Raw genomic sequence first — 26,323 nt, forward strand, 5'->3', positions numbered from 1 at the left:
GGGGGGTTACGCGGGCGGGGGGGGGGGTCGCCGTGCCCCCCGCTACGGTGTCCGCCCCGGCGGCTGCCGCAAATCACCGGGCTGCCCCGCCCCGCCCCGCCCGGGGGCGCCGCGGCTCAGCCGTTTTCCGTGCCCCGCCCTTGAATTCCGCCCTCGACACGCGCGAACGTTCGCGTATCGGCCACGAAAATAGCGCGCCGGAATTCCCGGAGCGCAGACAAAAGGGCATGCGGAATAAGCCCCCGGTCGAATATCTCTTTGTATACGGCGCCCTTGTTAATGCCGCTGACCCGTCATGTTTACGGGATGTTGCGAACTTCTCACACGTTCCGCCCGGTCTCCCCCGCCCGGAAAGCGGAGCCGGTGCGCGGACGTCGCACGCTCGGCGTGCAGGGCCGTGATCGCACGGGCCCGCTCACCGTCGCCGCGGGCGACCGCGTCCACGATGCCTCCGTGCTCCGCCCAGGACGCCGCGGGGTCGGCGGGCGCCTCCACCGCGTACATCCAGGCGATCTTGTGCCGCAGCTGGGCGAGCGTGGAGGTCAGCGCTGGGCTTCCGGAGGCCTGGGCGAGCGTCTCGTGGAACCAGCCTCCCAGCGAGCGCAGATCCTCGCTGTGCCCTCTCCTGGAACGCTCCTGGCCCAGCCTGACCAGACCCCGGAGCACCTTGAGGTGGGCCTCGGTGCGCCGCTGGGCGGCCTTCGCGGCGCCCAGCGGTTCCAGCAGCACGCGCATCTCCAGGAGGTCCGCGGCCTCCTGCTCGGTGGGTTCCGCGACGCACGCGCCCGCGTGCCGGCGGGTGACCACGAAGCCCTCGGCCTCCAGCGTGCGCAGCGCCTCGCGCACGGGGACGCGCGAGACGCCGTAGCGCCGCGCGAGCAGTTCCTCGGTCAGCCGGCCGCCACGCTCGTAGACACCGGCGACGATGTCGTCACGGATCGCCGTGCATACCGAGTGCGCCGGAATACGCATGACCGGACCTCCGCTTTAATCCCCGCGAAACGCCATCGATTGACGCTTGTTCAGCGACTCTATTGCAGCGGGCGGGAATTTCCGATGGCAGGCCTGAATCCATGGATATTTTTTGGACAGACCGACTCCGGAAACGACGATGCCCCGGCTCGGTGAGCCGGGGCATCGAAAGCGGTGAAGAAGCGGCGAAGCGGTCGTCAGAGGTTGACGCCGTGCGAGCGCAGGTACGCGACCGGGTTCATGTCCGAGCCGTACTCGGCGGTCGTACGAGCCTCGAAGTGGAGGTGCGGTCCGGTGGTGTTGCCGGTGTCCCCGGACAGTCCGATCTGCTGTCCCGGAGTGACCGTCTGGCCCACGGAGACACCGATGGACGACAGGTGGCCGTACATGGTGTACGTGCCGTCGTGCATCTTGATCACGACTTGATTGCCGTAGGCGCCACCGTCACCGGTCGTGACGATCGTGCCGGCACCCACCGCGTGGACCGGGGTACCGAGTCCGGCGTGGAAGTCGACGCCGGTGTGGCTGCCGGAGGACCAGAGGCTGCTGGTGGCCTCGTAGCCGGTGGAGACGTACGAACCGCTGATCGGCATGACGAAGGTGTTCAGGCGCTTGCGCTCGGCCTCGCGGGCGGCGCGCTCCTTGTCCGCGCGGGCCTTCGCCGCCTGTTCGGCGGCGTTCTTTCGGGCTTCCTGCATGGCCTGCTGCCGGGCGGCGGCCTCGTCGGCGGCCAGCCGCTGCGCGAACGCCTGGGCGTCGATCTGGTCCGCGACCGAGTCGCCGATGGTGACGGCCTGGGTCAGCCCGGTCCGCTCGACGGGGGACTCCGCGGCGAACGCGGGAGCGGCCAGGGTCCCGATGACGCCGGTGGTGGTGAGGGCCGCGACGCCGACGGCGCTCGTGGTGGTGCTGTGCGTCCGGCCAGGACGACGGTGCTTGCCGGTGCCACAGGAGAACGCCATGTAGGGGCTGATCCTTTCCTTCCCTCTCGCCTACCGGGTTAGCTGACGGGTTCGGAGCAGGAAGGTCTCCTACGGACCCCCTCCGGGGAGGGCGTCCGATTCACCCCAGGGACTACGTATGGGTCCCCGGCTCCCCTGGCTCGCGCCATGCGGGGACTCGGCGATGACTGTCCGGTTGCCGCGGGCGCGGCGCACTGCATGACGAACAGTCGGAACGAAGCTAAACGCGGTGTCTTTCGAACAACAAACAGATCACGGTTTTTGTAGCGCATCCCACACGACAGAAAGGCAACCTCCGTACCAATGCGGACATCTTGGGGGCGGTGGCCGAAAAATAAGGGGCCCAGGTGACTCATACGTCACCTGGGCCCCTCGGGTCGCGCGGGCCCTACTCGGCCGTCACCACGCTGACTTCACCGATCCCGAGAGCCTTGACGGGCTCCGCGATCTGCGCGGCGTCGCCCACCAGGACGGTCACCAGACGGTCCGTCGGGAAGGCGCTCACGGCGGCGGCGGTGGCCTCCACGGTGCCGGTGGCGGCCAGCTGCTGATACAGCGTCGCCTGGTAGTCGTCCGGCAGGTACTGCTCGACCTGGTCCGCGAGCGTGCTCGCGACAGCCGCAGCGGTCTCGAACTTGAGCGGCGCCACCCCCACCAGGTTCTGCACGGCGACGTCCCGCTCGGCGTCGGTCAGCCCCTCGGCCGCGAGGGTGCGCAGCACCTTCCACAGGTCGTCGAGCGCCGGACCGGTGTTCGGGGTGTCCACGGAGCCGCTGATGGCGAGCATCGCGACGCCGGTGCCGTCCGGCGCGGCGCGCAGGACCTGGCCGAAGGCCCGCACTCCGTAGGTGTAGCCCTTCTCCTCGCGCAGGACGCGGTCCAGGCGGGAGGTGAGCGTGCCGCCGAGGCAGTAGGTGCCCAGCACCTGCGCGGGCCACACACGGTCGTGCCGGTCGGCGCCGACCCGCCCGATGAGGATCTGCGTCTGGACCGCGCCGGGGCGGTCGACGATGATCACGCGGCCTGTGTCGTCTGCGCTCACCGGCGGCACCGGACGCGGCTCGGCGGGCGAACCGGTCCAGGAGCCGAGCGTGTCGCCGAGCAGCTCGTCGAGATCGACACCGGTCAGGTCGCCCACGACGACGGCGGTGGCCGTGGCGGGGCGTACGTGCCTCTCGTAGAAGGCGCGTACGGCCGTGGAGTCGATCTTCTGGACGGTCTCCTCGCTGCCCTGGCGCGGACGCGACATACGCGCGCTCGCCGGGAACAGTTCCTTGGAGAGCTCCTTGCCGGCACGACGGGCCGGGTTGGCCGTCTCGTGCGGGATCTCGTCCAGCCGGTTGCGCACCAGCCGCTCGACCTCGCTGTCCGCGAACGCGGGTGCCCGCAGGGCGTCGGAGAGCAGGCCGAGCGCCTTGGCCAGACGCGAGACGGGCACTTCGAGGGACAGACGTACGCCGGGGTGGTCGGCGTGCGCGTCGAGCGTGGCCCCGCAGCGCTCCAGCTCCGCGGCGAAGTCCTCGGCCGAGTGGTTGTCGGTGCCCTCGGAGAAGGCCCGCGCCATGATCGTGGCGATGCCGTCCAGACCCGCCGGCTCGGCCTCCAGGGGCGCTGCGAGGATCACCTCGACGGCCACCACCTGCTGACCGGGGCGATGGCAGCGCAGCACGGTCAGACCGTTGTCCAGGGTGCCGCGCTGGGGGGCCGGGAACGCCCAAGGCTTGGGCTGGCCGGCCTGGGGCTGCGGGTGGAAGTCCATGGGGGCGAGCTCGGTCACTTCGCCGCCTCCTCGTCGGTCTCGTCAGCGGCGTCGGTGGCTTCGGTGGCGGTGGGCTCGTAGACGAGCACCGCGCGGTTGTCGGGCCGCAGGCGAGCCTTGGCGATCTCCTGGACCTCCTTCGCGGTGACGTCCAGGACACGCTGCACGGCGGTCAGGGCGAGCTGGGGGTCGCCGAACAGGACGGCGTACCGGCACAGTTCGTCGGCGCGGCCGGCGACGGTGCCGAGCCGGTCCAGCCACTCGCGCTCCAACTGGGCCTGCGCGCGCTCCATCTCCTCGGCCGTGGGACCCTCCGCGGCGAACCGGGCGAGCTCCTCGTCGACGGCCGCCTCGATGACCGGGACCTCGACGTCACCGGACGTCTTCACGTCCAGCCACCCCAGGGAGGGCGCTCCGGCGAGCCGCAGCAGACCGAAGCCTGCCGCGACGGCCGTACGGTCGCGGCGCACCAGCCGGTTGTAGAGCCGGGAGGACTCACCGCCGCCGAGCACGGTCAGCGCCAGATCGGCCGCGTCGGCCGCGCGCGTGCCGTCCTCCGGGAGCCGGTAGGCGGCCATCAGGGCGCGCGCCGGGACCTCTTCCTCGACGACCTCGCGCAGCTGCTCACCGATGGTGTCGGGCAGCGAGCCGTCGCGCGGCGCGGGCTTGCCGTCGTGCCCGGGGATGGAGCCGAAGTACTTCTCGACCCAGGCCAGCGTCTGCTCCGGATCGATGTCCCCGACGACCGACAGAACCGCGTTGTTGGGCGCGTAGTAGGTGCGGAAGAACGCGCGGGCGTCCTCCAGGGTGGCCGCGTCCAGGTCCGCCATCGACCCGATCGGCGTGTGGTGGTACGGGTGGCCCTCGGGGTACGAGAGCGCGGTCAGCTTCTCGAACGCGGTGCCGTACGGGACGTTGTCGTACCGCTGCCGGCGCTCGTTCTTGACGACGTCGCGCTGGTTCTCCATGGACTCGTCGTCCAGCGCCGCGAGCAGCGAACCCATGCGGTCGGCCTCCAGCCAGAGGGCGAGCTCCAGCTGATGGGTCGGCATGGTCTCGAAGTAGTTGGTGCGCTCGAAGCTCGTCGTGCCGTTGAGGGAGCCGCCGGCCCCCTGGACGAGTTCGAAGTGACCGTTGCCGTGCACCTGTCCGGAGCCCTGGAACATCAGGTGCTCGAAGAGGTGGGCGAGTCCGGTCCGGCCCTTGACCTCGTGGCGCGAGCCGACGTCGTACCAGAGGCACACCGCCGCGACCGGGGTCAGATGGTCCTCGGAGAGCACCACGCGCAGGCCGTTGGCCAGGCGGTGCTCGGTCGCTGTCAGGCCGCCGGAGCCTGCCTCAGCTGTGGCCGTGTGACCCATGGGCATGTACGTCCCTTCGATCGCGGAACTGCGTCATTCCTGTCGGTCCTGCCACTGTATGCAAGCGTGCGGACAGCTGGCGAAGTTCCCGCACCTCGTACGCCGAGAGCGAGACTTGCACGTGTCCCTGACATATTGCCGAGAACCCTCCGAGCACCACCGCGCAGAGGCCCCGGGGCCGCCGGGCACCGGGCCCGAGGGCCGTTCGGAAGCGGTCTCCGCGGCGCCCGTGGAGCGTCCCTCGGAGGCGCTACGGACGGGTCGCGGTCCACGTTGTCAGTGGGGCGGTCCACAATGGTGCGCGTCAGAACCCGCTCATGCCCCGGCAGAGACTGTGAAGGAGCCGCAGCAGCGATGGCCCGCCGCAGCACGAAGACCCCGCCGCCCGACGACTCGTACGAGGAGAAGATCCTCGACATCGACGTCGTGGACGAGATGCAGGGCTCCTTCCTCGAATACGCGTACTCGGTCATCTACTCGCGAGCCCTGCCGGACGCCCGCGACGGCCTCAAGCCGGTGCACCGTCGCATCGTGTACCAGATGAACGAGATGGGCCTGCGCCCCGACCGCGGCTACGTGAAGTGCGCCCGCGTCGTCGGCGAGGTCATGGGTAAGCTCCACCCGCACGGTGACGCGTCGATCTACGACGCCCTGGTGCGGCTCGCGCAGCCCTTCTCCATGCGGGTGCCCCTGGTCGACGGCCACGGCAACTTCGGCTCGCTCGGCAACGACGACCCGCCGGCCGCGATGCGTTACACCGAAGCCCGGATGGCCGACGCGACGTCGTTGATGACCGAGTCGATCGACGAGGACACGGTCGACTTCACGCCCAACTACGACGGCCAGGAGCGGGAGCCTGTGGCCCTCCCGGCCGCCTTCCCGAACCTCCTGGTCAACGGCTCCTCGGGGATCGCCGTCGGCATGGCCACCAACATGCCGCCGCACAACCTCGGCGAGGTCATCGCCGCCGCGCGCCACCTCATCCGGTACCCGGGCGCCGACCTCGAGACGCTGATGCGGCACGTGCCGGGCCCCGACCTGCCCACCGGCGGCCGGATCGTCGGCCTCTCCGGGATCAGGGACGCCTACGAGAACGGCCGCGGCACCTTCAAGATCCGCGCCACGGTGTCGGTGGAGGACGTCACGGCGCGCCGCAAGGGCCTCGTCGTCACCGAGCTGCCCTTCACCGTCGGCCCGGAGAAGGTGATCGCCAAGATCAAGGACCTGGTCGGTTCGAAGAAGCTCCAGGGCATCGCCGACGTCAAGGACCTCACCGACCGTTCGCACGGACTGCGCCTGGTCATTGAGGTCAAGAACGGCTTCGTGCCGGAGGCGGTCCTCGAACAGCTCTACAAGCTGACGCCGATGGAGGAGTCCTTCGGCATCAACAACGTGGCGCTGGTGGACGGTCAGCCGCTCACCCTGGGCCTCAAGGAGCTGCTGGAGGTCTACCTCGACCACCGCTTCACCGTCGTGCGCCGTCGCAGCGAGTTCCGCCGCGGCAAGAAGCGCGACCGGCTGCACCTGGTCGAGGGTCTCCTCGTCGCCCTCCTGGACATCGACGAGGTCATCCGCCTCATCCGCTCCAGCGACAACTCGGCTCAGGCCAAGGAACGCCTGATCGAGCACTTCTCGCTCTCCGAGATCCAGACGCAGTACATCCTGGACACGCCGCTGCGCCGCCTCACCAGGTTCGACCGGATCGAGCTGGAGTCGGAGCGCGACCGGCTCAACGGCGAGATCGACGAGCTGACCGGCATCCTGGATTCGGACGCGGAGCTGCGCAAGCTGGTCTCGGGCGAACTGGCCGCGGTGGCCAAGAAGTTCGGCACCGACCGGCGCACGGTGCTCCTGGAGTCCGCGGGCAGCCCCGCCGCGACCGTCTCTCTCCAGGTCGCCGACGACCCGTGCCGGGTCCTGCTGTCCTCGACGGGCCTGCTGGCGCGTACGGCGACCGCCGACCCCTTCGGGGAGGACACCGACGCCAAGCGCACCAAGCACGACGTGATCGTCTCCGCGGTGCGCTCCACGGCACGCGGTGAGATCGGCGCCGTGACGTCCCTGGGCCGCCTCCTCCGCCTGAACGTGATCGACCTCCCGCAACTGCCCGAGACGGTGTCGGCCCCCAATCTCTCCGGGGGCGCTCCGGTCTCGGAGTTCCTGTCCGCCCTGGAGCCCGACGAGACGGTGATCTGCCTGGCGACACTCGACGAGGCGTCACCGGGCCTGGCCATCGGCACGGCGCAGGGTGTCGTGAAACGTGTGGTGCCCGACTACCCCTCGAACAAGGAGGAGTTGGAGGTCATCACCCTCAAGGACGGCGACCGGATCGTCGGCGCGATCGAGCTGCGCACCGGCGAGGAGGACCTGGTCTTCATCACGGACGACGCCCAACTGCTGCGCTTCCAGGCCTCGCAGGTTCGCCCGCAGGGGCGCGCCGCGGGCGGCATGGCGGGCGTCAAGCTGACCGAGGGCGCGAAGGTGATCTCCTTCACGGCCGTCGACCCGGCGGTCGACGCGGTCGTGTTCACCGTGGCGGGCTCACGGGGGACCCTGGACGACTCCGTCCAGACCACGGCCAAGCTCACCCCCTTCGACCAGTACCCGCGCAAGGGCCGCGCCACGGGCGGTGTGCGCTGCCAGCGGTTCCTGAAGGGCGAGGACTGCCTGTCGCTGGCCTGGGCCGGCCCGACGCCGGGACGCGCGGCGCAGAAGACCGGCCTGCCGGTCGACCTGCCGGAGATCGACCCGCGCCGCGACGGTTCGGGCGTGTCGCTGGGCAAGCCGGTGTCGGTGGTCGCCGGCCCCTTCTAGCCCCCGGTCAGCCCTCCGGGCTCGGCTCCTGCACGTAGCGGAGGACGCCCCACATGCTGTGTTCGTCGGCGTGTGGGGCGTCCTCCTTGCATGCCTCCAGTTCCTTGGACAGCGCCGCCACGTCGATCCCGGAGCCGATGAGGACGAGCTCGGTGAGCCGCCCGTCCGGACCGGCCCAGGGTTCCGGGTAGAAGCGGAGGAACCGCCCGACGGCGTGCACGGCGTACCGGTTGCGGGTGTCCTGGACGCCGAAGTCGACGTACCCCTTGATCCGGTAGAGCCCTTCGGGCCTGCTGTCGAGGAAGGTCATCAACCGTCTTGGGCCCAGCGGCACTTCGGAGGTGAAGGAGAGGGATTCGTAGCCGGAGTGCAGATGGCCGGAGTGGCCGCGCCTCTGACGGCCGCTCCCTCCCGGACCGCCCTCCCCGCGGCCCTCCTCCTCGCCGTCGCCCTCCTCACGGTCGTCCTCTTCGTGGTCGTCCTGGTCGTGGAGATCGTCGAAGGACAGCTGACCGATGCGTTCCTCGCTGGGACGGCAGTCGAAGAGGAACTCCGGATCGACCCGGCCGTAGGTGGCCGGGACGACGGCGGCGCGGTCGGCGAGTTCCCGGACGACGCGCAGCACGCGTTCACCGTCGTCGGCCCGGTCGAACTTGTTGACGACGACGAGATCGGCCAGGGCGAGGTGTCTGTCGATCTCGGGGTGCTTCTCGCGAGTGCCGTCGAACTCGGCGGCGTCGACGACCTCGACGAGCCCTCCGTACACGATGCCCGGGTGCTCGCTGGCGAGCACCATGCGGACGAGTTCCTGCGGCTCGGCGAGCCCGCTCGCCTCGATGACGATGACGTCGATGCGGGCGGAGGGTTGAGCGAGCCGATCCAGATATTGATCAAGCTCACCGACATCGACCGCACAGCACAGACACCCGTTGCCGAGCGAGACCGTGGAGTCACCGAGCGCTCCGGCCACCGCCATGGCGTCGATCTCGATGGCCCCGAAGTCGTTGACGACGGCTCCGACACGGGTGCCGCCGCCGCGGTGCAGAAGGTGGTTGAGCAATGTGGTCTTGCCGGAACCCAGGAAGCCGGCGAGAACGATGACCGGGATCTGCCGGGAACTGGACCGACTCACCATGCGCCCTCTCTGATCCGGTGCGCGCACCGGCTCACGGGACCGGCGCTCACACGGGGAACGAATACCGACCCCAGCATACGAGTGGGAGGAAACGCCCCGAAGTGAACGATTGTTAGCGGCGCTCGCGGGGCACACGTTGGACATGGCGCCGGTGAACGCGACTCGCACATCCCTCCGTGCGCCTCCTCTCCGCCTCCCTGCCGATCAGAGCAGCTCGGCAACACTGGGAGACGGCAAGCGCGTCGCCCACCGCTCGCCGGTCCGCTCCCTGCCGCCCCACAACCGACGACCGGCGGACGGTCGCCTGATTCGGGGGTTGACATGGCCACACAAAGCGGCATGACAGGAGGGTGGACCTCGGCGGCCACCGTCGGTCTCGCCTTCACTGCCGGGGCGCTCGTCCTCCTGACCGTCCAGCAGCGCAGGCAGCACGAACTGCGCCTTCGCGTGGAGCAGCACCGCGTGAATCTCCACCTGCTGAGCAAAGCCATCGACGACCCCGAACTGGCGGCGGTGCTGAGTACCGTCGACCTCGGCGGTGAACCCGTGGAGGACCGCCCCAGACTGCGCCGCCAGTACCTGTTCTCCAACGCCCTGTACACGAGCATCCTGAACGCGTACTTCACAGGGAACGTCACCTGGCAGGAGCTTCACGGACAGCTTCGCGTGCTGTGCCAGAGCGACCCGTTCCGCGGCTACTGGGAGGCCACACGTCACCACCGGGAGAGCCTCGATCCTTTGTCGGCGGAAGCGCGTGTGGGCCGGATGATGGACGGCCTGGTCCGGGATCTGAACGAGGCGGACACGGAGGAATGGTGGGTCGTGGGCGAACCGCCCACGCCTTAGGGCCGGTTGGGCTACGACCGTGCCACACGACCGATCACAAGCAGTAATCTGTCCCAGCCCTTACGCCCTACTGTCATGAGGACCGGGATCCCCCTTGAAAATCGTGCGTCGCATCGGCGTGCCTCCCCGCGAGCGCGGCTGCAACACCGGCGAGACCTGCCCCGACATCTTCGAACTGAGTGACGGAAACTTCGCGGTCATCGGGACGGAAGCCACCGCGGATCTCGAGAGTGAACTCCCCGCGGACGCCGGACGCGCCGACTACGAGCGCATCGTGATCGTCAACCGCGAAACGCTCATCCGCGCCAAGGCCGACATCCCCGACGCCTAGAACGCGCTCGGCCGGGAGTTCACCCCTGACTCCCCGGCCCCGTACCTCGGAGCTCGCCACCAGCACGCGGCTCCGGGACCTCGACCGAGCGGCACATCACCAGGCCTCCTCGACGACTCCCTGCCAGGCCCGGCGCCAGATCGGCTCCGGGCCTCACGCATCCCCACCCCCGGCACCACACAGACCGCGTTCACCCGTCGGTGCGAACCGCTCCGAAATCATGGCCGCCACGACGGAGTGCGCCACCGGGCCGGCAGGTCCGCGCGCCGCTCAGGGGCCCGCGCCACGCACAGCGCTCGCGGGGAGCGGACGCGGGTGCGACGTCAGGCCACACGGCCTGGAGCGTCGACCGGCCGAGCCGCTGCAGGCACAGGCGGCACGGGCGGCACACTGCACGAGCGGCAGCCGACCAGAAGCCGTATCCGACGCCCCAGGACAGTCCAGCCCCCGAAGGCCGGGTCCGGATCCTCCGCCTCTTCGTGTTCGCTCTCGCGGAGATCGACGTCGGAGCGCGTTCACCCCTGAGTGGAGCTCCGGGCCACGTGCCGCTCCATGGTCAGGCCGCCGCGGGCACCGGCTGAGGCGCGGGCGGCCCCGCATATCGGGCGGCCGGACGGATGATCTTCGAGTCCTGCGCCTGTTCCAGGATGTTGGCGCTCCAGCCGACCACGCGGGCGGCGGCGAACGTGGGGGTGAACATCTCTCGGGGCAGCCCACAGAGTTCCATGACCACACCGGCGTAGAACTCCACGTTCGTGTGCAGTTCACGGCCTGGTTTGAGTTCGGCCAGGATCGCCACCACCTGCCGCTCCACTTCGACGGCGAAGTCGACGAGCGGTCCGCCGAACCCCTGGGCCATCCCGCGGAGCATGCGCGAACGGGGGTCCTCCGTGCGGTAGACGGGGTGCCCGAAGCCCATGATGCGATCGCCGGCGAGCACCCGCGCGCGGATCCAGGCGTCGATGCGGTCGGGGGTCCCGATCGCGTCGAGCGTGTCCAGGGCACGACTGGGAGCGCCACCGTGGAGAGGCCCGGAGAGCGCCCCGACCGCGCCCACGAGACAGGCCGCCATGTCCGCGCCGGTCGACGCGATCACCCTCGCCGTGAACGTTGATGCGTTGAATCCGTGATCAATGGTTGAGATGAGGTATTGCTCAACCGCACGGGCACGGGCCGCGTCCGGCTCCGAGCCCGTCAACATGTACAAGTAGTTGGCGGCGTACCCCAGGTCCTCACGCGGCTCCACCGGCTCCAGGCCCCGCCCGATCCGGTACAGCGCGGTGAGCAGCGTCGGTACGGCCGCCGCGGCCGCGAGGCTGTCGTCGCGACGCCGCTCGGCGTCGATGTCGTACACAGGACGGAAACCCAGCGAGGCTCCGAGCAGCGACAGTGCGGTGCGCAGCCCCGCGAGCGGCCCCGACGGGCCGGTCGCGGCCGCGATGGCGGGCAGTGCGGCGCGTACGTCGTCCGGCAGCCTCCGCAGCCTCGCGGTGCTCGCGGTGAAGGCGGCACGGCGAACCTCGTCGGGCAGTTCGCCGTGGACCAGCAGATGCCAGACGTCCTCGAATCGGCGAGTGGTCGCGAGGTCGACGGCCGAGTACTGGCGATAGTGGTAGAAGCCCTCCAGACCCCTGACGTCACCCAGTTCGGTGTCGGTGACGACGACGCCCGCGAGTCCTCGCGGTACATCGACAGAAGTGGACGCGGCCCGGTTGATCGGCATGTTTCCTCCCTGAACTTGATTCGACTGTCCATGATTGACTCAATAACTGTCAACGTTGATTCAATCAATACAACGATCCACGGATACGGTGGCGCTCATGAGGGATCGAGTAGCGGCAACACCAGGGCACGGGGACCGACGGCTCAGCACCAAGGAGACCGCCGAGCTGCTCGGCGTGAAGCCGGAGACCGTGTACGCGTATGTGAGCCGCGGTCAGCTCAGCAGCAGGCGGGAACCGGGTGGACGCGGAAGCACCTTCGACGCCAAGGAGGTGGAGGCTCTCGCCAGGCGTAACAGGAGGGAGGGCGGCGGTGGTTCGAGCAGCGGCGGCGAACTCTCCGTCCGTACCCGCATCACCCTGATCGACAAGGACCGCTACTACTTCCGAGGCGTCGACGCGACGGAACTGGCCGCGCGGTACTCCTTCGAAGAGATCACCGAATGGCTGTGGACCGGCGAACTGCGCCCTGGTATCACCTTCACAGCTCCGGAGGCGTCCGTGGCCACCGCCCGGCGCAGCGTCGACGCGCTGCCCGAGCACAGTGGCCCGACCGACCGGCTGCGCGTCGCGGCGATCGCCGCCGCGGCGGCCGACCCCCTGCGCTTCGACCTTTCCGAGGACGCCGTCCTCGGCACCGGGCGCACGCTCATCCCCACCCTCGTCGCCGCGCTTCCCCTCGTACGCCACGACCACCGCGACGAGGGCCCGCTGGCACCTCGGCTCTGGGCACGGCTCACCGGGCGCGTGGCCGACGACGCGTCACTGCGCGTGCTGGACACGGCGCTCGGGCTCCTCGTCGACCACGACCTGGCCGCTTCGACGCTGGCGGTCCGGGTCGCGGCGTCGGCCCGCGCCCACGCGTACGCGGCCGTCTCGGCGGGCCTCGGCGTTCTCGAAGGGCCCCTGCACGGAGCGGCCAGCGGACTCGCCCACCGATTGCTTCTCGACGTCCTGGACCAGGGCACCGCCGCTCCCGTGATCGCCGACGAACTGCGCGCCGGACGTCGCGTCCCCGGCCTCGGTCACCGGCTCTACCCCGGCGAGGATCCCCGCGCGCGTGCCCTGTTCGCCCTCCTTGAGGAGGTGCCGGGCGCCGCACCCGCCCTGGCGGCGGCCCGCGACGTGGTGGCCACCACCGCCCGCCACACGCCTCTGCACGCCAACGTCGACCTCGCTCTGGCCGCCTTCACCGTCTCCTCCGGCATGCCGGCCTCCGCGGGAGAGACGATCTTCGCCGTGGCCCGGACGGCTGGGTGGATCGCCCACACCCTGGAGGAGTACGCCGAGCGCCCCTTGCGGATGCGACCGAGCGGACACTACGTGGGCGAGCGGCCACCACGGCCGCTCCCTCACTAGCCGCACGGCACACGCTCACCAGCCGGACAGCGCACGCCCTGCGGCGCGGGAACCGGCAGTGCGGCGCGTGCAGGCATCTCTCCTCCCCAGGTACAACCGCACGCCTGCGAGCGCGCCCGGACCACCCCTGACGCGCCCCCGTGCACACCACGGGAAGTGCCCTCGGCGAAGCCAGGTTAGGCTTACCTCTGTGAGTATGTGCACGACCGCGTCGCGGCACCTCGACGAGCCCCTCGCGGGGACCGCGGCCACCGCGAGGACATGGCTGCTGATCGAGCAGCCCGGACCCTGGGGTGCCAAGGCGCTCACTTCGAGCCACCTGGACCCCGCGGTCGGCCGCGCCCTTGAGGCGGCCGCCCAGGGCACCGGGGTACGGGTCGCTCTCATCCGCCGTCCGGGGCGTCACGCCGACCGCGCTACGCCCGCCGAACGGCATGTGTACGCGGCGCACACCAGTCCGGGAAACGTATGGCTGCACGGCGCCACGACACGTGATCCCGAGCAGGCGCTCGACCTCGACTTCGCGGCACTCGGCGCGGGTGATCCGCGCTCGTTCGACGAGATCCTCCACGGGCGTCCCCACACGGGCGGTCCGCTCGCGCTCGTGTGCACCAACGGCAAGCGCGACCGCTGCTGCGCCCTGCTCGGACGCCCCCTGGCGGCGGAGCTGGCCGCTTCCGGAGTGAGTGGCGCCTGGGAAGTCACCCATCTGGGTGGCCATCGATTCTCGCCCACCGTGCTCGTTCTGCCGTACGGCTACGCGTACGGCCGCGCCGAGGCTCACGCCGTGAAGGAGATCCTCCAAGACGCCCGCGAAGGCCGTGTGGTCACCGAGGGGTGCCGCGGGAACTCCGCCTGGGACCGCCCCGGCCAGGCTGCCGAACTGGCCGTGCGGGCGGCTTCGGGAGAGCACGCGGCCGGCGTCCTGACCGTGGTCCGAACGGACGGCACCGCGCCGCGCTGGGAGGTGACCGTCGCGCACGTCGACGGCCGCCTGTGGCGTGTCGTCGTCGCGCAGGGTGCCTCACTGCCACCGCGCCCGGAAAGCTGCGGATCGGCGCTGGGTTCACCGGCGCGGATGGACGCCGTGGCCGTACGGCAGTTGGAGGAGACGGCGGTCGCCGTAGCCTGCTGACCCGTCCGGTCCGGGTGCCGGGACACGGTCACCGGTCATTGATCCATAGCGGTCAGGCCCCCGAGCACCTCAACGTTGATCAAGAGATCCACGCCGGAACCCTTCGAGGTGAAGGGCCTACTCCCCCGCCCGCCTCCGTCCCCCGAGAACGGCGGAACAGGAGGCTCGGGGCGCCCTTACGCATGGGGTGCCCGGCGCCCGCGCCTTCCTCCGCCGCACGTCCACTCCACGCGCCTCGTGAGCCCACGGCCGCCCCTCCACGGAGTGCAGCCACGACTCGTGATCGCGGTGTGCACGTCCCTCGCGCGCACACCGCGACAACCCCACCGAGCAGCACGCCCCGGGCAGCGGCCCGCGTCACGACGCGGTCCCGGGCAACGTCCTGGGACAGTCGGGTCCACCGCCCCGGACGTCCTCAGACGGCCCCGGCGCCCGTGAGCGCTCGGACCTCGATCTCGGCGTGTTTGGCCTCGTCCGGCGGCTCCGCCGAGCTCACGGTGCCGAGCCAGCCCGCGAGGAAGCCCAGGGGGATCGAGACGAGCCCCGGGTTCTGGAGCGGGAAGTACTGGAAGTCCACTCCCGGGAAGAGCGATTCGGGGCTCCCCGACACCACCGGCGACAGCAGCACGAGAAGCAGCGAGGGGACGAGACCTCCGTACACGGCCCAGACGGCACCGCGCGTCGTGAAGGATCTCCAGAACAGCGAGTACAGCAGCACCGGCAGGTTCGCGGACGCGGCGACGGCAAAGGCCAGGCCCACCAGGAAGGCCACGTTGAGATCGCGGGCGAGCAGGCTCAGGGCGATGGCGACCACGCCGATGCCGACCGACGCGGTGCGCGCCACCGCGACCTCGCTGTGCGGCTTCGCACGACGACGACGCATCGAGGCGTACAGATCGTGTGCCACGGCGGCCGAGGACGCCAAGGTGATTCCGGCGACGACCGCGAGAATGGTGGCGAAGGCGATGGCGGCGACGACCGCGAACAGAACCGTTCCCCCGGTGGAGTCGACTCCACCGCCCAGATCGAGTGCCAGCAACGGAACCGCGGTGTTGCCCGCGGCGTTGGATCCACGCACCGCCTCCGGACCCACGATGGCGGCCGCGCCGAAGCCCAGCACGATCGTCATCAGGTAGAAGCCGCCGATGAGCCCGATCGCCCACAGCACCGAGCGTCGGGCGGCTCGTGCCGTCGGCACGGTGTAGAAGCGCGAGAGGATGTGCGGCAGTCCGGCCGTGCCGAGCACCAGCGCGAGCCCGAGGCTCATGAAGTCGAAGCGCGACGTCCAGTCACCGCCGTACCTCAGCCCTGGCGCGAGGAACGCCTTGCCGTGGCCGCTGCGCCCCGCGGCCGAGCGCAGCAGTTCGTTGACGTCCCCGTGAAACCGCATCAGGACCAGCACGGTGAGTCCGAGGGCTCCGCTCAGCAGCAGGACCGCCTTGACGATCTGGATCCAGGTGGTCGCCCGCATCCCTCCCATCGACACGTAGATCACCATGAGCGCGCCGACGCCGATCACCGTCCAGTTGCGCGCCGCCTCGCTCGTGCCTCCCAGAAGCAACGAGACCAGGGTGCCCGCGCCCACCATCTGTGCCACCAGATAGAGAACGGACACCGTCACCGAGGAGGTTCCGGCCGCGATCCGCACCGGCCGCTCCTCCATCCTGGCCGCGACGACGTCGGCGAGTGTGAACCGCCCGCAGTTGCGCACCAGTTCGGCGACCAGGAACAGGACGACCAGCCAGGCCACCAGAAATCCCACGACGTACAGCAGCCCGTCGTAGCCGTACAGCGCGATGAGCCCCGTCACCCCGAGGAAGGACGCGGCGGACATATAGTCACCAGAGATGGCAAAACCATTCTCCATCGGCGAGAACAACCGGCCGCCGACATAGAACTCCTCGGCCGAACCATGCCGATGACGACTCACCCATGTCGTGATCGCCAGCGTCACGGCGACGAACGCGCTGAACAGCAGCAGCGCCAGCGTCTGATGGTTGCCGCTCACCGCTCACCACCTCTGACGTTCCGCGTCAGCTCCTGGGTGTCCCAGCGCAGATCCAGTGCGGCCCGGTCCCTGCGCAACCGCGCGTGCCGCGCGTACGCCCACGCGAACAGGAACGTCGTGAGGAACTGCCCGAGCCCCGCGAGAAGCCCGATGTTCACCACACCGACCACCGGGCGCGCCATGAACCCCGGCGCCGTCGTCGCGGTCACGACATAGCCCACGTACCAGGGGAAGAAGACGGCGACGGCCGGGATGACGAACCTGCGGTACCTGCCGCGCACATCCTGGAAGGCGGCACTGCGCTGCACCTCCAGATAGACGTCGGCCGCCCCGCCGATTCGTCCTTCGTGCTCCGAGCGGGGAGCCGGAACGACGGGAGCGAGCGCACCCGTGCCGTCCAACTCACCCCAGCCGGAAGCGAGCGCGTCGTACCAGGGGTCGTCGAACCGGACTTCCCCGGCGCCGTCGCCGTCGTGCTTGTCCACCGAACTCTCCTTGTCCGCGACCCGTTTCGGCCGCGTGCCCAAGGATGGGCAGATCGGGAAGATCCCGGACTCTTCTCCCCGCGCTCTTCACCCCATCAGGTGACTTCACCTTGTCGGCGGCCGCACGAGACCCTTCCCGTAGGCGTAACGAACCGCCTGAGCACGATCCTTGAGACCGGTCTTGGCGAAGAGATTGTTGATGTGGGTCTTCACGGTGGCCGTGGACACGTGCAGTCTGCGGGCGATCTCCTGGTTGCTGAGGCCCTCGGCGATCAGCAGGAGCACCTCGGTCTCGCGCGAGGTGAGCCCGTCCGGGGTCTCGGCGGGCGGGCCGGGTGTCGGCTCCGGTTCCGACAGCCGTTCCAGAAGCCGCCGTTGGACACTCGGTGAGAGCCCGGCGTCCCCGGAGAGCACGCTTTCCACCGCCCGCACGATCTCGTCGCCTCCCGCGTCCTTGGTCAGATAACCGCGGGCCCCGGCCTTCAGCGCGGGGAACAACGACTCGTCGTCCCCGAACGTTGTGAGCACGACGACCTGTGTCCCGGGGTGTTCGGCACGGATGCGCCGTGTCGCCTCGACCCCGTCGCAACGGGGCATCCGCAGGTCCATCAGCACGACGTCCGGAGCCAGCCGGGCCACGAGCTCCACCGCCTCGTCACCGTCACCGGCCGCTCCGACGACCTCGATGCCCGGCAACAGCCCCAGCAGCATCACAATGCCTTCACGCACGACCGTCTGGTCGTCGGCGACCACGACGCGCGCCGGCCTCCCGGCGTCGTCCCGCTCGGTCATACCGGCACCTTCAGCGTCACCACGAACCCCTCCTCGCCCGGTCCGGCATCCAGCGAGCCGCCCAGCAGCTCGGCACGCTCCCGCATGCCCAGCAGACCGTACCCGGCTCCGGAGCCGCCCAGTTCGCCCGGCTCTCCGCCCGAGTCCCGCACGTCCAGCGTCACTTCGTGCCCGCCGTAGTCCAACGAGATGCGGATCTTGGCGCCCGGAGCGTGCTTGCGCACGTTCGTCAACGCCTCCTGCGCGACTCTGCGTACCGCCTGCGAGGCCTCGGCCGGCAGCGCCCGGCGCTCGCCCGTCACCGTGACATCGGCGCGGTCGGCGGTGGTGACGAGCGCGCTCAGGAAGTCCTCCAGGGGCGACATCTCGCCCCGGAGCGCGGAGAGTGCCTGGCGGGTCTCCGCGAGGCCCTCACGGGCCATTCCCCGAGCCGCCACGACCCGTCCGAGGATCGTCTCCCGGTCCGCTCCCCTCTCGATGAGCAGCCTCGCCGCCTCCAGATGCACGAGTTGCGCCGAGAGACTGTGGGCCAGCACGTCGTGGATCTCCCGAGCGATCCTCGAGCGCTCCGCGAGCGCCGCCGACTCCGCCTCGGCCGCCCGCGCCGCGCGCTCCTGCGTCAGCAGCCGCTGCGCACTGCCCCGAGCCTCCGCGTCGAGGCGCAGCACGTACCCCGCGAGGGCCAGCCCCACAGTGGTGGCCACGGTCGTCGGCCAGGCGTCGTCGTTGACCACCGCGTACCCGCCCAGCGCCACCGCGGTGGCGGGCAGCGCCGCCGCGAGAGGCAGCCGTTCCATCGCGCTGACGGCACACGCGCACCACAGGACGAGCGCCGGCACCCGGAAGCCCACACCCTGACCCACCACGGCGATCACCAGCAGCGGGGCGAGCAGCCCCAGGGACGGCAGCAGCCGATGTTCCAGCGTGGTCCGCCAGAACCCCCAGGCGAGAATCCCGCAGGCCGCGATCCCGGCCATGCCTCCGGCGAGGGCCCAGCCACGCAGCTCGGTGTTCATGAGAGTCGTCGCGACGATCGCGGCGAGGGCGACAGCGCGGACCACCCGGGTGAGCACACGACGCGCCTTGTGCACGCCTGCCCGTGAGAGTGCCTCACGGGAGGGCCAGCGCATCCACATGCCGTCCGTCATACGCGCTCCTCCCGCCGGGCCACCAGCGCGGAACGGGCCAGCAGGGTGGCCGCCAGGCCGAGCAGCAGCTCCGCGCACAGCAGGATCGACGCTTCGACCTCGTGGTGCGGGTCGATCGGACCGGCGCCGCGGAACGCCAGGAAGGCGAGAACGGCGGGCCCGATCCACCAGCGCCCGTCCACATCGATCCGGTGCGCACGGAGCCGGCGTGCGATCACCAGCGCGGCGACGGCGCGGATCACCCCAGCGTCGACAAGCCCGGACATGAGCGGCCTCCGTGAACGAGAAGCGGTTGTCCGCGGCGAGCGCCGCCGACACCACCGACGCTACGGAAAACACGTCCTCCGCAGATCGGAGCCCGGGTGGAACCTCACGGCCCCGCCTCTCCACCCAGGGGTGGACAGCCGCGAGCCCGCACCCGCACCCGCACCCGCACCCGCACCCGCACCCGCACCCGCACCCGCACCCGCACGAGAGCACACGAAAACGGGCCGTGCCGGTACACCCCTGACGTCCGTCGCCTCGTCCGGACCGAGCGGCGGCTCCCTGCGGGAGCCCACGTCGGATCCGACGGCGACGGACCGGGATGTACCGGCACGGCCCCTGCCACGGCAGAGCACGAGCACCGGCGAGCCGGAGGGCTACGCGTCGATGCGCGACCGGTCCAGCGTCGCGGCCGAGCTGGAGATGAACTCCTTGCGCGGGGCCACGTCGTTCCCCATCAGCAGATCGAACACCTGCTCGGAGGCCTCGAGGTCGGAGATGTTGATCCGGCGCAGCGTGCGGAACCGCGGATCCATCGTCGTCTCGGCCAGCTGATCGGCGTCCATCTCGCCGAGACCCTTGTACCGCTGGATCGAGTCCTTGTAGCGCACGTTCTTGCGCTGGAACTCCAGCAGGGTCTCCCGCAGCTCACGGTCCGAGTACGTGTAGACGTACTTGTCCTGCCCCTTCTTGGGCTGGCTGAGCTCGATCCGGTGCAGCGGCGGAACCGCCGCGAACACCCGCCCCGCCTCGACCATGGGCCGCATGTAGCGCTGGAACAGCGTGAGCAGCAGGATCCGGATGTGCGCGCCGTCGACATCGGCGTCGACGAGAAGGATGATCTTCCCGTAGCGGGCCGCGTCGATGTCGAAGGTCCGCCCGGAACCCGCCCCTATGACCTGGATGATCGCACCGCACTCGGCGTTCTTCAGCATGTCCGTCACGGACGCCTTCTGAACGTTGAGGATCTTGCCGCGGATCGGCAGGAGGGCCTGGAACTCGGAGTTCCGGGCCAGCTTCGCCGTACCCAGCGCGGAGTCGCCCTCGACGATGAACAGCTCGCTGCGCTCGACGTCGTCACTGCGGCAGTCGGCGAGCTTGGCGGGCAGCGAGGAGGACTCCAGCGCCGTCTTCCGGCGCTGCGCGTCCTTGTGCTGACGGGCGGCGATGCGGGTACGGGCGGCGGCGACGGCCTTCTCCATGACGACCCGCGCCTGCGCGGCCGCGTCCCGATTGGTGGAGGTCAGGAACGCCTTGAGCTCCTTGGTCACCACGTTCGTCACGATGCGACGGGCGGCCGAGGTGCCGAGGACCTCCTTGGTCTGTCCCTCGAACTGCGGTTCGGCGAGCCGCACGGTGACGACGGCCGTGAGGCCCTCCAGAGCATCGTCCTTGACGATGTCGTCCTCGGCCACTCGCAGCAGCTTCTTGACCCGCAGGACCTCGTTCATCGTCTTGGCGACGGCCTGCTCGAAGCCGGCGACATGGGTGCCGCCCTTCGGGGTGGCGATGATGTTCACGAACGACTTCAGGTTCGTGTCGTAGCCGGTGCCCCAGCGCAGCGCGACATCGACGCCCAGCTCGCGGGTGACCTCGGTCGGGGTCATCTGCCCGTGGTCGTCGAGGACCGGGACGGTCTCCTTGAAGATCCCCTGTCCAGAGAAACGGAGGACGTCACAGACGGGCCTGTCGGCGGCCAGGTACTCGCAGAACTCGCTGATCCCGCCGTCGAAGCGGAACGACTCCTCGCCCTTGCTGCCGCCGTCACCGAGCCCGTACTCGTCGCGGACGACGATGGTCAGACCCGGCACCAGGAAGGCGGTCTGGCGAGCGCGCTGGTGGAGGTGCTCCAGGGAGAGCTTGGCGTCCTTGAGGAAGATCTGGCGGTCCGCCCAGTAGCGCACGCGTGTCCCGGTGCGCGTCTTCGGGATCCGCTTGAGCTTGCGCAGCCCGCTCTCGGCGTCGAAGGCGGCATCGGGGCCCTCGGCCCGGAAGGCTCCCGGCGTACCGCGGCGGAAGCTCACGGCGTGGGTGTTGCCACTGCGGTCCACCTCGACGTCCAGGCGGGCGGAGAGCGCGTTCACCACGGAGGCGCCCACACCGTGCAGTCCACCGGAGGCGGCGTACGAGCCGCCGCCGAACTTGCCGCCGGCGTGCAGCTTGGTCATGACGACCTCGATGCCGGAGAGCCCGGTCTTGGGCTCCACGTCGACGGGGATGCCGCGGCCGTTGTCCCGCACCTCGACGGAACCGTCGTCGTGCAGGATCACGTCGATGTGGTCGCAGTAGCCCCCGAGGGCCTCGTCCACGGAGTTGTCGATGATCTCCCAGAGGCAGTGCATCAAGCCACGGCTGTCGGTCGACCCGATGTACATGCCCGGGCGCTTCCGCACTGCCTCGAGTCCTTCAAGGACGAGCAGGTGCCGCGCGGTGTAGTTGGAACCGTCCCGGTCTGCTCCGGTCAGCAGCGCTGTGGACGGCACGGACGTCTCGGCGGTCACGCGGTTCGCTCCTCGCTGAATTTCAGGGGGGACCCTTTTGGGCAAGGGCCCGGCTTCGGTCGCCGCTCAGAGGGTACCGAGGCCTGGTAGAGCCGTTGTAACGCCACCCTCGCACTAAACCCACACTAGTCCAGGATCGCATGGGTGTTCGATCCATCGATGGAGTGAAGTACATATCACGTTCCCTTCCGGGCATGAACCATTTAGGCTCCGGGCACGTCCTCATCAACAACCGGCAATCCAGCCGGGAGGACAGACACCCGACAGACAGCGCGAACCCGTACAGACACGAAGACACGCAATACGGCTCATTCGCCGCCAACCGGCAGCAGACAACCGACTCGAAAGAAAACTTCGAGGAAAAGCCGCGAGCGGGAACGTTTTCGGCCTGGTTGGATGTTGACCCTGGTACGACAGCTCGTCGAGCTAGAGAAGAGGCGACGTGACTACTGTTCTGACCCCCGCGAGCCCGCTGACGGCCGCTGACCGCTGCGACCGTTGCGGCGCCCAGGCATATCTGCGCGTCGTCCTCCTGAGCGGCGGAGAACTGCTCTTCTGCGCCCACCACGGTCGCAAGTTCGAGCCGGAACTCAAGAAGATCGCCGCTGAGATACAGGACGAGACGGAGCGGCTGACGTCCGTTCCCGAGAGCGTCAACGACGAAGAACACTGACCCTTCGCATCAACGACGAGCGGGTGCCGGCGACAGGCCGGTCAGTGGGCGGCCACCTCCTGGACACAGGGAGTGGCCGCCCGCACTCGTACCGCAGCGTCCGCGCCTGTCAGCCGTCCGCATCCAGGGCCTGGGCGATCTCCGAGACCCGGGTGTAGACGCCGGGGCTCCCGGCGCGCCCGCAGCCGACCCCCCAGGACACCAGGCCGATCAGACGCCCCTGGGCGACCAGAGGCCCGCCACTGTCCCCCTGGCAGGCGTCACGGCCCCCCTCCTGCTCCCCCGCGCACACCATGGACGCCGCGTCGTAGGTCCCGTCCGCGCCGCCGGGGTAGGCCCGCTCGCACGAGGCGTCGGGAAGTACGTGGACGTCCGCGGCCCGCAGGCCGTTCGCGTAGTCGCCGCCGCCCGTCAGGTCGCCCCAGCCGTAGACCACCGCGGCGGCGCCCGGCTCGTACGCCTCGTCCCCGGACGGCGCCATACGGATCACGGAGGCGGCGGGCAGCGGCTCCGCCAGCGTCAGTACACCGAAGTCCCCGGAGTTCGTGTAGCTGTCGTAGTGGGGGTTGACCCAGATGTCACGAACCGGGATCTCCTTGCCCTCACTGGATCTCAGGTCCCCGCGCCCGGCGATGACCTTCAGGTCGCGCGCCTGGTCGGGCGGATCCCCCAGCACTTCGGCGCCCAGGCAGTGGGCCGCGGTCACGACCGTGGTCGGACCGACGACCACTCCTCCGCAGAACTGTCCCGCGCGCGTACCCCCGAACCGGTCACGGCTGGACAGCGCCACCGTCCACGGACTCTCGGAGATCTGGACCGGACGACTTCCGATGACAACGCTGTCGGAGGCCGCCAGAGCGGGGGACGTCAGCGGTATCACCGCTGCGGCGGCCACAAGGGCCAGCACCGGGACGTAGGGACGGCGCATGCGCACTCCTCACACGGGGACGGTCATGGAACACCCAGAGTGATCCACCGCGCGCGGACACGCACTCCGCGCAAACGGCGAGGGCCCGACTCCCAGCTGGGAGTCGGGCCCTCGCCGTACACGCGGCCGAGGCCTAGTCGAGATAGTCGCGCAGCACCTGGGAGCGCGACGGGTGACGCAGCTTCGACATGGTCTTGGACTCGATCTGGCGGATCCGCTCACGGGTCACGCCGTACACCTTGCCGATCTCGTCCAGGGTCTTCGGCTGACCGTCGGTGAGACCGAAGCGCATCGAGACGACGCCCGCCTCGCGCTCGGACAGGGTGTCGAGAACCGAGTGCAGCTGCTCCTGCAGAAGCGTGAAGCTGACCGCGTCGGCGGGGACGACGGCCTCGGAGTCCTCGATGAGGTCACCGAACTCGCTGTCACCGTCCTCACCCAGCGGGGTGTGCAGCGAGATGGGCTCGCGACCGTACTTCTGGACCTCGATGACCTTCTCGGGGGTCATGTCGAGTTCCTTGGCCAGCTCCTCCGGGGTGGGCTCGCGGCCCAGGTCCTGGAGCATCTGGCGCTGCACGCGCGCGAGCTTGTTGATGACCTCGACCATGTGCACCGGGATACGGATGGTGCGCGCCTGGTCGGCCATGGCACGAGTGATCGCCTGACGGATCCACCAGGTGGCGTACGTCGAGAACTTGTAGCCCTTGGTGTAGTCGAACTTCTCGACCGCGCGGATCAGACCGAGGTTGCCCTCCTGGATGAGGTCCAGGAAGAGCATGCCGCGACCGGTGTAGCGCTTGGCCAGGGAGACCACCAGACGGAGGTTGGCCTCCAGGAGGTGGTTCTTGGCGCGACGGCCGTCCTCGGCGATGATCTCCAGCTCGCGCTTGAGCTTGGGGGCGAGCTTGTCGGCGTTGGCCAGCTTGTCCTCGGCGAACAGACCGGCCTCGATGCGCTTGGCGAGCTCGACCTCCTGCTCGGCGTTGAGCAGCGGGACCTTGCCGATCTGCTTCAGGTAGTCCTTGACCGGGTCCGCGGTGGCGCCGGCCACGGCGACCTGCTGGGCAGGCGCGTCGTCCTCGTCGTCGTCGGAGAGGACGAAGCCCTTGTTCTCGGCTCCCTCCTCTTCCTCCTCGCCGGCCTTGCCCGGGGTCTCCTCGGCCGCCTCGTCGTCGACGAGCTCGGCGTCGTCCTTCTTCGCGGCCGTCTTCTTGGCCGCCGTCTTCTTGGCGACCGTCTTCTTGGCGACCGTCTTCTTCGCCGTCGTCTTCTTGGCGGCAGTGGCCTTGCCTGCGGGCGCGTCCTCGGCCGAATCGTCGGCGAGGGCAGCCGGAGCCGCGGTGGCGGTGGCCTTCTTGGCGGTCACCGTCTTGGCCGCCACGGTCTTGGTGGCGGTGCGCTTGGCCGGACTCTTCGCTGCGACGCTCTTGCGGGTGCGCTTGGGCTCCGCGGCACTGACCATCAGCGTCACACCCTCTTCCTCGAGGATCTGGTTGAGGCTGCGCAGTACGTTCTTCCACTGAGTGGCCGGAATCTGGTCAGCTTCGAAGGCCCGACGCACGTCATCGCCGGCGATCTGCCCCTCAGCCTTTCCCCGCTCGATGAGCGCCATGACAGAGACGGACTCGGCGATCTCCGGCGGGAGCGTACGGGATGTGCTGGCCGACACGAACAACCTCTCGGGACGTTGAAAAAACGGCTTCCGGCCCCGTCCGATGCGGACAGGGACCGACGACCGCCGACTGGGGATGGGCCGACGGCGCGGGCGGGGGCCGGGGAGTTACACAGCGCCGGAAACGGCGTCTGTATTCCCTCCTCGGCTATCACCTCTTAGGTCATCGCGCTGCCCCAAAGAGTGTTACGCCCAATCTGCGTGGCCCGAGTCACACCCCGTAAGCGCTCAAAAGACAACAGATCATGTCAGACCAGGTCAGGTCATGATCCGTCACCCGGTCTCGCCGTCGGAACCCCACCGCATCCGCGAAGGATTCGGCGGGGTCCCGACGAAGGACGGTTCACCGGCCTGGCGCTGCCACGGACGCGCACACCCTCCGGACGGCGTCACCCTCTGCGCGCGATCAGTGCTCGCGCGGCGCGGGCACGACACGCTCCACCTCGGGCTGGACGGTGAGCAGCTGCCGCATGGCGGTCTCGGCCGCGGCGCCGTCGGCGGCGGCGAGGGCGTCGGCGATGCGGGCGTGGTGCCCCAGCGAGGCGTCGGTCGGCCGGTCACAGCCGGTGATCGGTACACCGGAGACCTGAAGCGCCGCCGACACGATTCCGGAGAGGTGCTCCAGCATCCGGTTGCCCGCGAGCTGGATCAGCAGCGAATGGAACTCGGCGTCGGCCCGGGAGAACGTGAGGGAGTCACCCTGCGTCATGGAATGGCCCATGATCTCGACCATGTCGCCGAGTCGCTGCTGGAGCTCCTCCCGTCCGTGCCCGGCCGCGAGGCGGGCCGCGAGCGGCTCGATCGTCCAGCGGAGCTCGCTCAGCTCGCGCCTCTGGTTGTCCCGCTGCGGACCGAAGGCCCGCCATTCGATGATGTCCGGGTCGAGAAGATTCCAGTCGCTGACGGGACGCACGCGCGTGCCGACGTTCGGGCGGGCACTGACCAGCCCCTTGGCCTCCAGGACGCGGAGCGACTCACGGACGACGGTCCGGGAGACCTCGAACCGCTGGCCGATCTCCTCGGGGACGAGCGGGCGGTCCGCGCCGAGGTCTCCGGAAACGATCATCTGGCCCAGCTGCTGGACGAGTTGGCCGTGCAGCCCGCGTCCGCGGCTGCCCGCGGCACGGCGTCCGACGCGGCCGAGCTCCGGCTCGGCGCTCTCCCACACCGGGGCGCCCACACGGTCGACACCGGGAGCGTCGGCATAGGGGTAACGGTCGAGGTCGCCCGGTCCGGCCAGGCCGGAATCTGAGGAACGGGCGGCGGTCATCATGGTCTGCGCAAGGGTACTCACGGGTCTTTTGTCGGCGCCGACTTCAACTCCCTTGAGGTCTTTGGTGAAAAGCACACGAAAGGGTGATCGCTCACCCCGTCGCAATTGACGCCTTATCGGAAAGAAATGGGCGTTCTTCGGGGAGTTGTGCGCACAGGCGGGAACGGAAGGGGGCGGACGGTCG

General features: G+C 69.7%; 21 protein-coding genes and 1 riboswitch. Of the genes, 6 read left to right on the plus strand and 15 right to left on the minus strand.

Annotated features, from left to right (window positions below; all coding sequences use genetic code 11):
* Positions 1–276: 276 nt before the first annotated feature.
* The 4 genes from ACFYW7_RS33240 to ACFYW7_RS33255 all read right to left on the minus strand — a co-directional run bounded on the left by ACFYW7_RS33240 (position 277) and on the right by ACFYW7_RS33255 (position 5,054).
* Entirely contained in the window at positions 277–972 is a 696-nt protein-coding gene (locus ACFYW7_RS33240) for a GntR family transcriptional regulator (protein ID WP_389509265.1), read from the minus strand.
* 197 nt (positions 973–1,169) lie between these two features.
* Positions 1,170–1,934, minus strand: coding sequence for a M23 family metallopeptidase (locus ACFYW7_RS33245; RefSeq protein ID WP_389509266.1), 765 nt, complete (start codon positions 1,932–1,934; stop codon positions 1,170–1,172).
* 12 nt (positions 1,935–1,946) lie between these two features.
* Positions 1,947–2,107, minus strand: a riboswitch (cyclic di-AMP (ydaO/yuaA leader).
* Positions 2,108–2,322: 215 nt separating this feature from the next.
* On the minus strand, positions 2,323–3,711 hold the full coding sequence (locus ACFYW7_RS33250) for a M16 family metallopeptidase (protein WP_389509268.1): 1,389 nt from the start codon (positions 3,709–3,711) through the stop codon (positions 2,323–2,325).
* Complete coding sequence (locus tag ACFYW7_RS33255; protein ID WP_389509430.1) at positions 3,708–5,054, minus strand: M16 family metallopeptidase; 1,347 nt, start codon at positions 5,052–5,054, stop codon at positions 3,708–3,710. The genes ACFYW7_RS33250 and ACFYW7_RS33255 overlap by 4 nt, the downstream gene beginning before the upstream one ends.
* 354 nt (positions 5,055–5,408) lie before the next feature.
* On the opposite strand from ACFYW7_RS33255, the gene ACFYW7_RS33260 reads away from it, so the two are divergent.
* Entirely contained in the window at positions 5,409–7,868 is a 2,460-nt protein-coding gene (locus ACFYW7_RS33260) for a DNA topoisomerase (ATP-hydrolyzing) subunit A (RefSeq protein ID WP_389509270.1), read from the plus strand.
* Positions 7,869–7,875: 7 nt separating this feature from the next.
* On the opposite strand, the gene ACFYW7_RS33265 is transcribed toward ACFYW7_RS33260, so the two are convergent.
* A complete protein-coding gene (locus tag ACFYW7_RS33265; protein WP_389509272.1) occupies positions 7,876–9,003 on the minus strand; it encodes a CobW family GTP-binding protein in 1,128 nt (375 codons plus the stop codon).
* A 339-nt stretch (positions 9,004–9,342) separates the two neighbouring features.
* Here ACFYW7_RS33265 and ACFYW7_RS33270 point away from each other — a divergent pair, with 339 nt between their 5' ends.
* Together ACFYW7_RS33270 and ACFYW7_RS33275 are read left to right on the plus strand one after the other, a co-directional pair.
* Positions 9,343–9,849, plus strand: coding sequence for a DUF6082 family protein (locus ACFYW7_RS33270; RefSeq protein WP_389509274.1), 507 nt, complete (start codon positions 9,343–9,345; stop codon positions 9,847–9,849).
* A 94-nt stretch (positions 9,850–9,943) separates the two neighbouring features.
* Complete coding sequence (locus tag ACFYW7_RS33275; RefSeq protein WP_389509276.1) at positions 9,944–10,180, plus strand: hypothetical protein; 237 nt, start codon at positions 9,944–9,946, stop codon at positions 10,178–10,180.
* Between the two features lie 556 nt (positions 10,181–10,736).
* Here the strand turns inward: ACFYW7_RS33275 and ACFYW7_RS33280 are convergent.
* Positions 10,737–11,903 carry a citrate synthase/methylcitrate synthase gene (locus ACFYW7_RS33280; RefSeq protein ID WP_389509278.1) on the minus strand — a complete coding sequence of 389 codons (1,167 nt, stop codon included), beginning with the start codon at positions 11,901–11,903 and terminating at the stop codon, positions 10,737–10,739.
* A gap of 97 nt (positions 11,904–12,000) precedes the next feature.
* Between ACFYW7_RS33280 and ACFYW7_RS33285 the strand changes: the two genes are divergently transcribed.
* A complete protein-coding gene (locus tag ACFYW7_RS33285; protein ID WP_389509280.1) occupies positions 12,001–13,260 on the plus strand; it encodes a citrate/2-methylcitrate synthase in 1,260 nt (419 codons plus the stop codon).
* 190 nt (positions 13,261–13,450) lie between these two features.
* Complete coding sequence (locus ACFYW7_RS33290; RefSeq protein WP_389509282.1) at positions 13,451–14,395, plus strand: sucrase ferredoxin; 945 nt, start codon at positions 13,451–13,453, stop codon at positions 14,393–14,395.
* 415 nt (positions 14,396–14,810) lie between these two features.
* On the opposite strand, the gene ACFYW7_RS33295 is transcribed toward ACFYW7_RS33290, so the two are convergent.
* From ACFYW7_RS33295 to ACFYW7_RS33320, 6 genes are all read right to left on the minus strand, one after another.
* Complete coding sequence (locus tag ACFYW7_RS33295) at positions 14,811–16,403, minus strand: cation acetate symporter (protein WP_389509284.1); 1,593 nt, start codon at positions 16,401–16,403, stop codon at positions 14,811–14,813.
* Positions 16,400–16,888 carry a DUF485 domain-containing protein gene (locus ACFYW7_RS33300; protein WP_389509286.1) on the minus strand — a complete coding sequence of 163 codons (489 nt, stop codon included), beginning with the start codon at positions 16,886–16,888 and terminating at the stop codon, positions 16,400–16,402. Before ACFYW7_RS33300 ends, ACFYW7_RS33295 begins: the two co-directional genes overlap by 4 nt.
* 105 nt (positions 16,889–16,993) lie before the next feature.
* Positions 16,994–17,680 (minus strand): response regulator, encoded by a 687-nt coding sequence (locus ACFYW7_RS33305; protein WP_389509288.1) that lies wholly within the window; start codon positions 17,678–17,680, stop codon positions 16,994–16,996.
* On the minus strand, positions 17,677–18,828 hold the full coding sequence (locus ACFYW7_RS33310; RefSeq protein ID WP_389509290.1) for a sensor histidine kinase: 1,152 nt from the start codon (positions 18,826–18,828) through the stop codon (positions 17,677–17,679). Before ACFYW7_RS33310 ends, ACFYW7_RS33305 begins: the two co-directional genes overlap by 4 nt.
* Complete coding sequence (locus tag ACFYW7_RS33315; RefSeq protein ID WP_389509292.1) at positions 18,825–19,094, minus strand: hypothetical protein; 270 nt, start codon at positions 19,092–19,094, stop codon at positions 18,825–18,827. Before ACFYW7_RS33315 ends, ACFYW7_RS33310 begins: the two co-directional genes overlap by 4 nt.
* A 375-nt stretch (positions 19,095–19,469) precedes the next feature.
* Positions 19,470–21,593, minus strand: coding sequence for a type IIA DNA topoisomerase subunit B (locus ACFYW7_RS33320; RefSeq protein WP_389509294.1), 2,124 nt, complete (start codon positions 21,591–21,593; stop codon positions 19,470–19,472).
* Positions 21,594–22,035: 442 nt separating this feature from the next.
* On the opposite strand from ACFYW7_RS33320, the gene ACFYW7_RS33325 reads away from it, so the two are divergent.
* On the plus strand, positions 22,036–22,266 hold the full coding sequence (locus tag ACFYW7_RS33325; RefSeq protein ID WP_266763423.1) for a hypothetical protein: 231 nt from the start codon (positions 22,036–22,038) through the stop codon (positions 22,264–22,266).
* Between the two features lie 109 nt (positions 22,267–22,375).
* On the opposite strand, the gene ACFYW7_RS33330 is transcribed toward ACFYW7_RS33325, so the two are convergent.
* The 3 genes from ACFYW7_RS33330 to ACFYW7_RS33340 form a co-directional block, all read right to left on the minus strand.
* Positions 22,376–23,194: a S1 family serine peptidase gene (locus ACFYW7_RS33330; RefSeq protein WP_389509296.1), complete on the minus strand. Its 819-nt coding sequence runs from the start codon at positions 23,192–23,194 to the stop codon at positions 22,376–22,378.
* Positions 23,195–23,327: 133 nt separating this feature from the next.
* A complete protein-coding gene (locus tag ACFYW7_RS33335) occupies positions 23,328–24,863 on the minus strand; it encodes an RNA polymerase sigma factor (RefSeq protein ID WP_389509298.1) in 1,536 nt (511 codons plus the stop codon).
* 409 nt (positions 24,864–25,272) lie between these two features.
* Positions 25,273–26,160 carry a FadR/GntR family transcriptional regulator gene (locus ACFYW7_RS33340; RefSeq protein WP_389509300.1) on the minus strand — a complete coding sequence of 296 codons (888 nt, stop codon included), beginning with the start codon at positions 26,158–26,160 and terminating at the stop codon, positions 25,273–25,275.
* Between the last annotated feature and the right edge of the window lie 163 nt (positions 26,161–26,323).

Origin of the sequence: Streptomyces sp. NPDC002580 (assembly GCF_042889485.1) — a bacterium.
Classification (GTDB): domain Bacteria; phylum Actinomycetota; class Actinomycetes; order Streptomycetales; family Streptomycetaceae; genus Streptomyces.